The 13275-nt window shown below is 69.6% G+C and carries 9 protein-coding genes; 5 read left to right on the top strand and 4 right to left on the bottom strand.

Annotated elements, in window-relative coordinates; genetic code table 11:
- Positions 1 to 38 precede the first annotated feature (38 nt).
- On the top strand, positions 39 to 749 hold the full coding sequence (locus ACWEO7_RS10175) for an alpha/beta fold hydrolase (RefSeq protein ID WP_452422404.1): 711 nt from the start codon (positions 39 to 41) through the stop codon (positions 747 to 749).
- 53 nt (positions 750 to 802) lie between these two features.
- Here ACWEO7_RS10175 and uvrA read toward each other — a convergent pair whose 3' ends face one another.
- Positions 803 to 3754 (bottom strand): excinuclease ABC subunit UvrA, encoded by a 2952-nt coding sequence (gene uvrA, locus ACWEO7_RS10170; RefSeq protein ID WP_452422403.1) that lies wholly within the window; start codon positions 3752 to 3754, stop codon positions 803 to 805.
- Positions 3755 to 4249: 495 nt separating this feature from the next.
- Between uvrA and ACWEO7_RS10165 the strand changes: the two genes are divergently transcribed.
- Positions 4250 to 5806 (top strand): sensor histidine kinase, encoded by a 1557-nt coding sequence (locus ACWEO7_RS10165; protein ID WP_452422401.1) that lies wholly within the window; start codon positions 4250 to 4252, stop codon positions 5804 to 5806.
- Between the two features lie 3 nt (positions 5807 to 5809).
- Here ACWEO7_RS10165 and ACWEO7_RS10160 read toward each other — a convergent pair whose 3' ends face one another.
- The gene (locus ACWEO7_RS10160; RefSeq protein WP_452422399.1) at positions 5810 to 6592 is read right to left on the bottom strand and encodes a sigma 54 modulation/S30EA ribosomal C-terminal domain-containing protein; all 783 of its coding nucleotides are present in this window, start codon (positions 6590 to 6592) and stop codon (positions 5810 to 5812) included.
- A 155-nt stretch (positions 6593 to 6747) separates the two neighbouring features.
- Entirely contained in the window at positions 6748 to 7890 is a 1143-nt protein-coding gene (locus ACWEO7_RS10155) for a beta-ketoacyl synthase N-terminal-like domain-containing protein (RefSeq protein WP_450016299.1), read from the bottom strand.
- A gap of 279 nt (positions 7891 to 8169) precedes the next feature.
- On the opposite strand from ACWEO7_RS10155, the gene ACWEO7_RS10150 reads away from it, so the two are divergent.
- The 3 genes from ACWEO7_RS10150 to ACWEO7_RS10140 all read left to right on the top strand — a co-directional run bounded on the left by ACWEO7_RS10150 (position 8170) and on the right by ACWEO7_RS10140 (position 12271).
- Entirely contained in the window at positions 8170 to 9519 is a 1350-nt protein-coding gene (locus ACWEO7_RS10150; protein ID WP_452422397.1) for a diguanylate cyclase domain-containing protein, read from the top strand.
- Positions 9520 to 9529: 10 nt separating this feature from the next.
- On the top strand, positions 9530 to 9892 hold the full coding sequence (locus ACWEO7_RS10145) for an antibiotic biosynthesis monooxygenase family protein (protein ID WP_452422395.1): 363 nt from the start codon (positions 9530 to 9532) through the stop codon (positions 9890 to 9892).
- 84 nt (positions 9893 to 9976) lie between these two features.
- A complete protein-coding gene (locus ACWEO7_RS10140) occupies positions 9977 to 12271 on the top strand; it encodes a HelD family protein (RefSeq protein ID WP_452422394.1) in 2295 nt (764 codons plus the stop codon).
- Between the two features lie 82 nt (positions 12272 to 12353).
- Here ACWEO7_RS10140 and ACWEO7_RS10135 read toward each other — a convergent pair whose 3' ends face one another.
- Positions 12354 to 12806: a universal stress protein gene (locus ACWEO7_RS10135; RefSeq protein ID WP_452422392.1), complete on the bottom strand. Its 453-nt coding sequence runs from the start codon at positions 12804 to 12806 to the stop codon at positions 12354 to 12356.
- Positions 12807 to 13275 lie beyond the last annotated feature (469 nt).

Below are 13275 nucleotides of genomic sequence, written 5' to 3'. Positions count from 1 at the left end.
TTTAGGAAATTTACCAACGGGTAGGGCACAGTGAGCCCATGGCTACTCGGATTCTTCTCGCTCCCGGATTCTGGCTCGGTGCGTGGGCGTGGGACGAGGTCGCACCCGACCTGCGGCGGCGTGGCAACGAGGTAGTGGCGCTCACACTGCCGGGCTTGGACGAAGCCGACCCGGACCGGTTGTCGGCCACCCTGGAGTCCCAGGCGCAAGCCATCGTCGAGGCGGTGCCCGAGGGCGAGACCGTCGTGCTCGTGGCGCATTCCGGCGGGGCGGCACCCGCCTATCTCGCCATCGACCGCGCGCCCGGGCTGTTCCGCCGCGCGATCTACGTCGACAGCGCGCCGCTGCCGAACGGTTTCGTCATCAACTCCGCGCTCGACGTCGCCGTGCGCGAATGGATTCTGCCGGAATGGCCGGAACTGGAGGCCGCGGGCAACAGCCTGGCGGGCCTGGACGAGGCCGCCTTGGCGCGCTTTCGCGAGCGTGCCGTGTCGGAGCCCACGTCCGTCGCGGCCGCCCCGCTCCGGTTGAGCGATTCGGACGCTCGCCTGTCGGTCCCGACCACCGTGATCTGCAGCAGCATGACCGCCGACGTGGTCGAGAAGCTGCGCGACAACGGTGAAACTCCCCTCTTCGCCGAACTGGCACGCATCGACGCCGAGTACGTCGACCTGCCCACGGGACATTGGCCGATGTGGTCCAAGCCGAAGGAACTCACCGAACTGATCCACGCCATCGCCAACCGCTGAACGAACGGCGGCGCGGCCCGGTGCACCCGGACCGCGCCGCATCGCACGAGAGGTCAGCCGACCGCCGCGGCCTTCTTCGCCGGACGCTTGGTGGCCTTGGCCGCGGCCTTCTTCGCCGGAGCCTTCTTCGCGACGCTCTGCGGAGCGGGTGGCTGGTCCAGCACTTCCTTCAGGAACTGGCCGGTGTAGCTGTGCGCGACGCCCGCGACGTCCTCCGGCGTGCCCTCCGCCACCACGGTGCCGCCGCCGGAGCCGCCCTCGGGACCCATGTCGATCACCCAGTCGGAGGTCTTGACGACGTCCAGGTTGTGCTCGATGACGATCACCGTGTTGCCCTTGTCCACCAGGCCGTTGATGACGTTCAGCAGCTTGCGGATGTCCTCGAAGTGCAGGCCCGTGGTCGGCTCGTCGAGGATGTACACCGTGCGGCCGGTGGACCGCTTCTGCAACTCGGCGGCGAGTTTCACTCGCTGGGCCTCGCCACCGGAGAGGGTGGGAGCGCTCTGGCCGAGACGTACGTAGCCGAGCCCGACGTCCACCAGGGTCTTGAGGTAGCGGTGGATCGAGGTGACCGGTTCGAAGAACTCGGCGGCTTCCTCGATGGACATGTCCAGCACCTCGGCGATGGTCTTGCCCTTGTAGTGCACCTCGAGGGTTTCCCGGTTGTAGCGGGCGCCGTGGCACACCTCGCAGGGAACGTAGACGTCCGGCAGGAAGTTCATCTCGATCTTCAGCGTGCCGTCGCCGGAGCAGGCCTCGCAGCGACCGCCCTTGACGTTGAAGGAGAACCGGCCCGGCTGGTATCCGCGCACCTTCGCCTCGGTGGTGGCCGCGAACAGCGTTCGGATCTTGTCGAAGACGCCGGTGTAGGTGGCCGGGTTGGACCGTGGCGTCCGGCCGATCGGCGACTGGTCCACCTGCACCAGCTTGTCCAGGTGGTCGAGCCCGTTGACCCGGGTGTGCCTGCCCGGCACCTGCCGGGCGCCGTTGAGCCGGTTCGCCAGCACTGTGGCCAGGATGTCGTTCACCAAGGTCGACTTGCCCGACCCGGAGACGCCCGTCACCGAGGTGAGCACACCGAGCGGGAAGGCGACGTCGATGCCCTTCAGGTTGTGCTCGCTCGCCCCGACCACGGTGAGCTGCCGCTTCTTGGCGACCGGGCGGCGCACCAGCGGCACGTCGATGCGTTCCCGGCCCGACAGATATGCCCCGGTGAGCGAGTTCGGATCGGTGAGCAACTCTTCGTAGGGCCCGCTGTGCACCACCGTGCCGCCGTGCTCGCCGGCGAACGGGCCGATGTCGACCACCCAGTCCGACGCGCGGATGGTGTCCTCGTCGTGCTCGACCACGATCAACGTGTTGCCCAGATTGCGCAGCCGCGTGAGGGTTTCGATGAGCCTGCGGTTGTCCCGCTGGTGCAGGCCGATGGACGGCTCGTCGAGCACGTACAGCACACCGACCAGGCCGGAGCCGATCTGGGTGGCGAGCCGGATCCGCTGCGCCTCACCGCCGGAGAGGGTGGCGGCCGCGCGGGACAGCGTGAGGTACTCCAAGCCGACATCGAGCAGGAAGCCCAGCCGCGCCTGCACCTCCTTGAGCACCTGCCCCGCGATCGCCGCCTCGCGCTCGCCCAGGGTGAGCGAATTCAGGAACGCCGAGCACTCGCCGATGGACAGATCGCTGACGTCGGCGATGGACTTCTTGTCGCCGTTCGCGGCGATGGTGACGGCGAGGATCTCCGGGCGCAGCCTGGCGCCGTTGCACACCGGGCACGGGATGTCGCGCATGTACCCGTCGTAGTGCTCTTTCATCTGCTCGGACTCGGTGTTCTCCATGCGCCGCTGCAGGAACGGCATCACGCCCTCGAAGTCCGCGTAGTACGAGCGCTTGCGGCCGTAGCGGTTGGTGTAGGAGACGTGCACCTGGTCGGCGCTGCCCTCCAGCACGGCCTTACGCGCCTTGGGCGGGAGATCCTGCCACGGGGTGTCCATGGAAAAGCCGATGGAATCGGCGAGGCCGGAGAGCAGCCGGGTGAAGTACTCGGCGGTCTGGCCGCGCGACCACGGCGCGATGGCGCCGTCGTTCAGGCTCAGCGCCGGGTCGGGCACCACCAGTTCCGGGTCGACCTCCTTGCGGATGCCGAGGCCGGTGCAGTCCGGGCAGGCGCCGTAGGGCGAGTTGAACGAGAACGAGCGGGGCTCCAGGTCCTCGATGTCGAGCGGGTGGCCGTTCGGGCAGGCCAGGCGCTCGGAGAAGCGGCGCTCCCGGTCGTGCGCGTGCTCATCGCGATCGACGAAGTCGAGCACCACGATGCCGTCGGCCAGGCGCAGCGCGGTCTCGATGGAATCCGTCAGGCGCTGCTTGGAACTCGGCTTCACCGCCAGGCGGTCGACGACGACCTCGACGTCGTGCTTCTCCTGCTTCTTCAGCTTCGGCGGATCGGTGAGCGGATAGACCACGCCGTCCACCCGCACGCGGGAGTAGCCCTGGGTGTTGAGCTGGTCGAACAGGTCGACGAACTCGCCCTTGCGGGTGCGCACCACCGGCGCGAGCACCTGGAATCGGATGCCCTCCTCCATGGCCAGCACCTGGTCGACGATCTGTTGCGGCGTCTGCTTGGCGATCAGCTCGCCGCAGACGGGGCAATGCGGCGTGCCTGCTCGCGCGTAGAGCAACCGCAGATAGTCGTAGACCTCGGTGATGGTGCCCACAGTCGAGCGCGGGTTGCGGTTGGTCGACTTCTGGTCGATGGACACCGCGGGCGAGAGGCCTTCGATGAAGTCGACGTCGGGCTTGTCCATCTGACCGAGGAACTGCCGCGCGTACGCCGACAGCGACTCGACGTAGCGCCGCTGCCCCTCCGCGAAGATCGTGTCGAAGGCCAGGCTCGACTTGCCGGAGCCGGACAGACCGGTGAACACGATGAGGCTGTCGCGGGGCAGGTCGAGATCGACACCCTTGAGGTTGTGCTCCCGAGCTCCGCGCACAGTGAGGCGTTCCGCCACGGCCGTCCCTTCTCCTTCGTGTTCGGCGTCCAGACATCCCCCCGGCCGCCATGCTAGGCATGGGCACCGACAAGTTTCGCGGACCGGCCGTCACCTGGGCGAATGGCGGGACCCCGGCGGCCGGACATTGCGGATGAGCCGGGAAACGGGCCAGGACGCCTCCGTAGCATCGCCCTCCCGGCACCACTGGTCAACAGCGCGACGTCATTCGGCATTCCCTGGTCGACGCAGTTACACCAGGCGGCCCGACGCAGGACGGCCGGCGGCGCCCCAACAGATGCGCGGTGCGCGAGATCACTCCGCGGTGGTGGGATGGAAAATCTCGAGCACGCGCGGCGAACGAACTGGTCAGCACGGTGCGAGCACCCACAGCAGCGCGGCGCGGATGTCTCCGAAGAGACCGGTCACCGCTCCGCACAACTGCGCCCCGGGCGCACCGGTCCCCGACTAAACTGAGCCCGCTGTGCGCCCCCCACCGGCCTCCCCCACTCATCCATGACGATCCTCACCCAGCATCTCCCGTCAACGGTGCTCGACACCCTGCGCGCCCTGCTGCGAACCGCCACCCGCTCGGTCGCGGCCCGCTACGGCGCGCTCGGCATCCGCGGCAACGACGACCGGCTGGTCGAGTTCATCTTCCATGGCGTCGACGACGCGATGGCCGCCCACATCGGCCGCTCCCCCGAGGGACACGGCGTACTGGGCCTGCTGCCTGCGCACCCGCACCCGATCCGGCTGGACGATCTGTCGGAACATCCGGCCGCTGTGGGCTTTCCGCCCGGCCATCCGCCGATGGGCAGTTTCCTCGGCGTCCCCGTGCGGGTCGGCGAGGAGATCTTCGGCAATCTCTACCTCACCGAAAAGGCCGGGGGACAGTCGTTCACCGAGGACGACGAGGCCATCGTGCTCGCCATGGCCGCCGCGGCGGGTATCGCCATCGAGAACGCGAAGCTGTACGAATCCGCGCGGACCAGGCAGGCGTGGATCGAGGCGACGCGCGACATCGCGACCGAGTTCCTCGCGGGCACGGCGCCGGATCTCGTGCTCGCGCAGGTGGTGGCGCGCGCCCGCGCGCTGACCGGTTCGCAGCAGGCGCTGCTGGCCGTGGTGGCGCCGGGGACGCCGCCCGATGAAGCCACGGAACTCGTTGTGGCGCAATGGTTCGGCCCTGGAAGGGGCCCGGAGCGGGTGCGCATCGCGGATACCGCCACCGGCACGGCGTTCACTCGCCGCGCGCCGGTGCGGTTAGCCGACGCCGAATCGGTCGATCTCGGGGCCGAGGTCGGCGCCGCGGGGCCCGCGCTGGTGCTGCCACTGCGGACCGCGGACCTCGCGCTCGGTGTACTGATCGTGGTGCGGCCACCCGGGTGTGCCCCGTACCCCGGCGAACTGGTGGACCTGACCGCCGCGTTCACCGATCAGGCGGCGCTGGCCATGCAACTGGCCGAGACCCAGCGCAGAATGCGCGAACTCGACGTGCTCGCCGACCGCGACCGCATCGCACGCGACCTGCACGACCATGTGGTCCAGCGACTGTTCGCGGTCGGGCTCGGGTTGCGGGCCACCGCGGCCCGCACCGAGGATCCCGTGCTGCGGCAACGGCTTTCGGTGGAGATGGACGGTCTGCAGGAGGTCGTGCAGGAGATCCGTACGTCGATCTTCGACCTGCACGGCGGCGACCCACTGCGCCGTAGGCTCGAGGACGCCATCCGCCAGCAGACCGCCGACGGCGCGTTCCGGACCAGCGTGCGGTTCTCCGGGCCGCTGTCGGTGGTCGGCGACGAGCTCGCCGACCACGCGGAAGCCGTGGTGCGCGAATCGGTCAGCAACGCGGTGCGCCATTCCGGCGGGAACCGGCTCGCCGTCGAGATCACCGTCGGCGACGAACTGACCGTGGTCGTCGAGGACAACGGCGCGGGAATGCCCGCGCAGGTGACACCGAGCGGTCTGGCCAACCTCGCGCAGCGTGCGAGCATGTCCGACGGTCACTGCACGGTGGGGCGGACCGACAGCGGCGGCACCAAGGTGCACTGGTCCGCGCCGCTGGCCTGAGAGTCAGGCGGGCAGCACGATCGCCAGGTCGCCGTCGTGGCGCCGGTACAGCAACCCGCCACGCCCGCTACCCGGATCGGTACAGAACAGGAACGGCAATCCCTTGTGGCACAGGATGCTCGCGGCCTCGGCCGGGTCCAGACAGGCGGCGGGATCCGCGTCGGCCACGATCGGCGGGGTGCCGCGAACCAGCTCCGTCGACCGGATCGGCGGATACGTCGCCCGCTGGCGGACCAGTCGCACGCCCGCCTCCGCCCAGTGCACCACCGCGTCCTCACCGGTCTCGGCGTCGATGAACAGGTGGGCGTCGTAATCCATGGCGTCCAGCACCGCGACCGCCTCGGCGGGCGTGCAGACGGACAGGACGCACCGCTTGCGGCGCACGATCGGACGTGGCGCACCCGCGCGGGCCAGCGGAGGGCGGGACGGATCGGGCCAGGTCCGCGTCTCGCCCGCGGCCGAGCGGGCCAGTCGGCGGTCGAGCCGCTCGGCGGCGAAGGTCACCGCGAACCCGCGCGGCCCGGTGACCTGCACCCGGGTGACCACACCCCGGTGGTGGACGTCGACCTGGACAACCGTCGGCGCCTCCGGATCGGACGGCGCGCCGAGACGCACCCGGGCGGGCGCGTCGAGATGATGCCGGCGCAAAACCCGGGTGATGGCGCGCACCGCCCGCGTCACGTCCATGGCCGAGACCTCTCCACGCGTGGTCACCGCCACTTCCGGCCCCGCGGCCGTCGTCCATTGGTCCGACGCGAATCGCAGCCCCGATAAGACCATCTGCATTGCCCCGCCTTCCGGATCGACTCGTCCCACCCCATGCCAGCACCGGGCGGATGCCGCGAACAGGGCCGAAAGTCCCCATTGAGCGAAAAAGACTGGCGCAGGCCGGATTCAGGCTCGTCCCGGGGCACGCGCCGCGCCGCGCGCGGCGGCCACGATCACGCGGCGCCGAGCACCACGACGGAGTTGTTGCCACCCATACCGAGGGATAGCTTCACGGTGATGCCGCCTTCGAACGGTGTGGGCCCGTCCAGCAGCCGTGGATGCGCGGGCGCGACGATCGGGGCCGCGGGCACGATGCCCCGGTCGTAGCCGAGCGCGGCGGCCGCGACCTCGACGGCGGCGGCGGCGCCCTGGCAGTGGCCCGCCAGCGGTTTCACCGCGTAGACGTGCGGGCGGTCGGCGAACACGTCCGCGAGCAGATGGTGCTCGGCCACGTCACACTGCCGGGTCCCGGTGCCGTGCGCGTTGAAATAGCGCACGTCGGCGGCGGTGACGTGCGCTGCGGCGAGCGCGCCGCGAGTGCAGTCGAGGATCTGCTCGTGTGTCGGATCGACCGAGACCACGTGATAGGCGTCGTTGGACATGGCGCCGCCGAGCACCGCCGCGTAAGGCCGATCCGCCGAACGGGTCAGCACGAACGCCACCGAGGCCTCGCCCATGCTGAACCCGCGACTGCCCTCCTGGAAGGGACGGCAGGCGTCCAGCGGTTCGGCGTCCGCGACCGCGGCGCCGAGCCGCACGAAACTGTCCAGCATGTCCGGGGTGGCCGACAGGTCGGTCGCCACGAAGATCACGTCGTCGGCCATGCCCGCGTCCAGCCAGAGCTTCGCGGTGATGAGCGCGACGTTGGCGGAACTGCACGCGGCGGAGATGTTCATCGCCGGGCCGTGGAAGCCGAATTCCTGCATCAGCATCGAGACCGGCGTGGACGGCAACAGCCGCAGGTAGTCCCTCGACCGGCGGCGGCCGCCGTCGACGAGGTAGAAGTCGCGCCAGTTCACCACGTCGCCGAGCACGATGGCGTGCAGCAGGCCGACGGTGCGGCCGGGCCGCCAGCCCCGGTCGCGTGCGTCGGCGACGGCCTCCCGCGCCGCCTCGTGCACGGCCCGCCCGTACCGGCTCGTGCTCACCTCGGGGTCTCCGCCGTCGGGGACGAGCGCGACCCACGCGTCGTCGTCGCGGCCGGGCCCGTAGCCCGGTTGCAGAGCCGCCGCCGACTTGCCGCTGAGCAAGCCGTCCCACAGCTGTTCACGTCCCCACCCGTACCCGGTGATCGCGCCGATCCCGGCGATGGTCATGTTGTCTCGAGGCCGCCGCGGATCGGTGCGGAACCGCGTAGCGGCGTTCGGGTCGGCACCCGGCATGTATCGCTCCTTCACCGGCTCCCAGGGCGGGCCGAACCGTCTGCCCCGCCTCGACGCAGAAACCGGTTTCTGCCATGATCGCCGGATCCGGCCAGAGAACGTGCCAGTACTGTGATCGAAGCAATAGCGTGGAGGATGTGATCTTGTCCACGTCGATACCAGAATAATCCCGTGTTCCAATGGCCATAATGGGGTCGATGATCGGGGGTTCGAGTGGGTGACGACAAGCTGGCCGCGGCGGTCGACGCCGCCGAACAGCTGGCCGCGCGCTACCGCTCCCTGGTCGAGCACACCCCGGACGGAATCTGTGTGCACGAGCGTGGCCGGGTCGTCTACGTCAACCCGGCCACCGTCCGGTTGCTCGCCGCGGAGGACGCCGAGGAGATCATCGGCCGCCCGCTGACCGACTTCGTCCACCCCGCCTCCGTCCCCTCGATGCTCGACCGCATCAGCACCCTCACCACCGCGGGCGCGGCCTCGATTCCCACCGAGATGACCTTGATGCGGTTGGACGGCGGCACCGTGCCCGTGGAGACGGTGTCGGTGCTGACCGCGTGGCACGATCACCTCGCCTATCAGGTGGTCATCCACGACCTCACCGCCCAGCGCCATGCCGAGGCCGCGCAGCGCAGGGCCGAGCACTACTTCACCACGGTCGTGTCCCAATTGGAGGAGGGCGTCGTGGTGATCGATCCGGAGGGCCGGATCGAGTCGATGAACCCGGCGGCCAAGCGCATCTTCGGTACCGAGGGGCCCGACGGCATGGTCATCGGGCGCACCATCCAGTCGTTGCCGCTGGTGCTGCTGGACGCGAACGCCCAGCCGCTGCCGCCGAGCCGCCATCCGGTGGCGCGCACCCTGGCCACGGGCGAGACGATCACCGGCTATGTCTTCGGCGTCGACCGGGTGGACGGCCAGCGGCGCTGGCTGTCGGGCAGCAGCCGCCTGCTCAATCCAGGCGATCCGCGCTCGTCGGCGGTGTCCTCCTTCGCCGACATCACCGAATTCCGCGCCAGCAGAAGGCAATTGGAGTATCAGGCCACGCATGACTCGCTGACCGGGCTGGCCAATCGCTCGCTGATCCTGTCCCAGCTGGCCGCCGCGCTGGCCAGCACCGAGGAACTGCTGCCGGTGTCCACCGTGCTGTTCATCGATCTGGACGGGTTCAAGACGATCAACGACACGCTCGGGCACGCCATCGGCGACACCGTGCTGCAGATCGTCGCCCAGCGCCTGCAGCGCGCGCTGCGCGGCGACGACATCGTCGGCAGGCTCGGCGGCGACGAATTCCTGGTCCTGCTGTCCGGCCGCACCCGCCGCGTCGACATCGACGCACTGGTGAGCAGGCTGCGCTCCACCATGGCCGACCCGATCATCGCGCGCGGGCACCGGATCGAGGTGAACGCCTCGATCGGCGTCACCGAACTGGGGGTGGGCGACCGGCGCAGTCCGGAGGCGGTGCTGCACGACGCGGACTTGGCGATGTACCGCGCGAAGCCGCCTGGGCGGCGGGAAGGCACCGTCACCAAAGGCCGCAGACCCAACAGCACCCACGCGTCCTGACGAGCTCGCCATGATCATCGAACACGCACTGCTGCCGGTTCGTCCCGAACTCGCCGCCGATTTCGAAGCCGCCTTCGCCGCGGCACGGCCGATCATCGCGAGCATGCCCGGCTTCCGGTCGCTGTCGCTGTCGCGCGGTGTCGAGTCGCCGGGCAGCTACCTGCTCCGGGTGGAATGGGACCGGCTCGACGATCATGTCGTCGGATTCCGGGGCTCGCCGGAATATCAGCGCTGGAAGGACCTGCTACACCACTTCTACGACCCGTTCCCGGTGGTCGAGCACTTCACGCCGGTGCAGCTCGCACCCCTCGCCCTCGCCCCGGCGCCGGGGGCCTCACCTGCGGTTACGGCGAGCCCGTCGCAACCCCAGTAGACTCGACAACTCTGCTTTCCGTGCGTGCACCTGCCCGATCCCGGCGGCGTGCTCGCGCCTGTTCGCGGTGACAAGGAGTTCAGTTTGCCCGACCTCACTCAGGACCGTGCCGCTGGCGGCGCCCCCGAGCGGACCCGCGAAACCGATCAGGAGCAGGCCTACCTGTCGGTGCTGTACGAGCGGCTCGACGAGATGCGCGACTACGCGAGCAACCGCCTGCGCACCGTGCTGCTGGAGACCGGCGGCACGCCGCAGGCCCGCAGCGAACGGGAGTCCTTCAGCCAGCTCTACACCGAGGACCTGGCGAAATTCGACGCCGCCGAGCACGGCTTGTGTTTCGGCCGCATCGACCTCGACGGTGAACAGGAGGAGTACCGCTACATCGGCAGGCTCGGCATTCTCGACGAGAAGGACGACTACGAGAGCCTGCTGCTGGACTGGCGCGCCCCGCTGGCGCGGCCGTTCTACCTGGCCACCACCGCGGCGCCGGACGGGGTGACCCGGCGCAGGCACATCCGCTCGCGCAACCGCAAGGTCACCGCGATCAACGACGAGTACCTCGATCTGACGGCCGCGCACCGGGCCGGCGTCACGGCCGCGGACGGCGGTGTCGGCAGCGAGAGCGCGCTGCTGTCCGCGCTCAACGCCGCGCGCACCGGCCACATGAACGACATCGTCGAGACCATCCAGCACGAGCAGGACGCGATCATCCGCTCCGAGCACAAGAGCGTGCTCGTGGTACAGGGCGGGCCCGGCACCGGCAAGACCGCGGTCGCGCTGCACCGGGCGGCGTATCTGCTCTACACCTACCGGCAGCAGCTGGCCAAGAGCGGCGTGCTGATCATCGGGCCGAACGCCACCTTCCTCGACTACATCGGGCAGGTGCTGCCGTCGCTCGGCGAAACCGGCGTGCTGCTGTCCACCATCGGCGATCTGTACCCCGGCGTGCGGGCCACGCGCGAGGACTCATTGCGCGCGGGCGAGATCAAGGGGGCGCTGACGATACTCGAGGTGCTCAAGCAGGCCGTGCGCGACCGTCAGGAGGTGCCCGCCGAACCGATCCGGCTGGGCTTCGACGGCTATCCGGTCACGCTGGATCGCAAGATCGCCACCAAGGCCCGTGGCCGCGCCCGTTCCTCGCGCCGCCCGCACAACCTGGCGCGGCCGATCTTCGCCGCCTCGGTGATCGATGCGCTGACCGATCAGCTCGCCGCGACCATGGGCGCCGACCTCTCCGGCGGGCCCAGTCTGCTCAGCTCGGCCGATCTCACCGAGATCCGCGACGAGATGCGCGCCGACCCGCAGATCCAGGCGGCGATCGCGAAACTGTGGCCGATCCTGTCCCCGCAGGATGTCCTGGCCGAACTGCTCGCCGACCCGAAGCGACTGGACCGGGCCGCCGGCTCGCTGGATCCGGCCGACCGCGCCGAACTGCTCCGGCCGGACGACGGGCGGTTCAGCCCGGCGGACGCACCGCTGCTGGACGAGCTGGCCGAACTGCTCGGCGTGGACGACACCGAGGAACGCGAACGCGCCCGCCGCCGCTGGCGCGCCCAGCTCGCCGAGGCGCAGGACGCCCTCGACATCCTGACCGGCTCCGCGCCCCAGGATCTGGAGGACGACCTCGATCCCGAGATCCTGATGGCCTACGACCTGATCGATGCCAGCCAGCTGGCCGAACGCCAGGACTTCCGCACCCGCCAGACGACCGCGGAGCGCGCCGCGGGCGACCGCACCTGGACCTACGGCCATGTGATCGTGGACGAGGCGCAGGAGCTGTCGGAGATGGCCTGGCGCATGGTGATGCGGCGCATCCCGAACCGGTGGGTGACGGTGGTCGGCGACGTAGCGCAAACCGGCGACCCGGCGGGCACGTCCTCGTGGCAGCGGATGCTGGAGCCCTACGTCGCGGCCCGGTGGAAGCTGACCGAACTCACCGTCAACTACCGCACCCCCGCGGAGATCATGGACGTCGCCGCCGACGTCCTCGCCGCGATCGATCCGGCAGCGACCGCGCCGCGCTCGGTCCGCGAGACCGGCGTCGCGCCGCGCGCGTACCGGGTCGAGCCCGGCGACGTGCACGCGGAGGTCGCCCGGCTGGTCGCCACCGAGACGGGGCCGGGGACCACGGCGGTGATCGCGCCGCAGGCGCTGGTGGCACCGCTGGCCGACCTCGCGGGCGAATCGGTGCGCGTGCTGACGGTGCACGAGGTGAAGGGTTTGGAGTTCGACGCGGTCTACCTGGTGGAACCGCGGGACATCCTCGACGAATCGCCGCGTGGGCTGAACGATCTGTACGTCGCGCTGACCCGCGCCACCCAGCGGCTCGGCGTCGTGCACAGCGCGGACCTGCCCGCCGTGCTCGACCGGCTGCGCTGATCACCGACGCACCGGAAGACGAAAGGCTCCGTGCCACAACGCTATTCGCGATGGGCACGGAGCCTTTCGGTCGAGGCGGGACTCAGCGCACGGTGTGCACGATCAGGACGTCGGAGCGCGACTTGCGCGCCACATCGGAGGGCACCGAGCCGAGCAGCCGTCCGGCCAGGGTGTTCAGGCCCCGGTTACCGACGACCAGCAGATCGGCGTCGACCTCCTTGACCAGCGCCAGCAGCGATTCCACCGGCTCGCCGACGATGGCGCGCTCGATGATGTCGGCCGCACCCGCCGCGATCGCCTTGTCCCTGGCGACGCGCAGGATCTCATTGGTCGGCGCGGAACCGCGTACCTGGTAAGCCTCCTCCTTGAGCACGTCGGCCGCGGCGGCGACATCGCGGTCGTCGGTCGGGTAGTACGCGCAGGCCACGACCAGGGTCGCGCCGGACACACCGGCCAGCGCCCCTGCCTTCTCGACGGCGACATACGACGAGTCCGAGCCATCGGTACCGACGACAATGGTCCGGTAGGCGGTCATTTCTCCTCCAACTATGCGGTGTGTCGGGTGCTGCGCACGGGTTCGCCTCTGGTTCGACGGCGCGCCGGCGCGGCGACTGGGGTCGACCATAGCGGCAACCGGTGCGGAAATTTCAGAAATCGCAAGACATCACACCGGGGCCGTCCGGCCATTCCCGCCGCGTATTCGCCAGGGAATACCGGAAGGGCCGGACCAACCAGGGCAGACACAATTTCGGAGAACTAAACCTGTGATGTGCCACAACCGCCTTCAACGCCGTTGCGGGCCTGGGATATTCATCACAGAGCCAGGTCCGTCACACGAAGATCGGTCCGCCCCACACGTTGATCACGTGCCAGGAACGGACCGATCGGGCCCGGACTACCGTGCGGCTACGGCCACTGCCGATAGTTTGCCCAGAATATGCCGAGAATCGCTCCGATGATGTCCATGGCTTCTTCTTCCTGCGGTGAAAAGGACGCGCAATATT

Source organism: Nocardia sp. NPDC004260, from assembly GCF_053603155.1.
The sequence above is the reverse complement of the archived record's forward strand: the minus strand, read 5'-3'. Positions and strand labels throughout refer to the sequence as shown.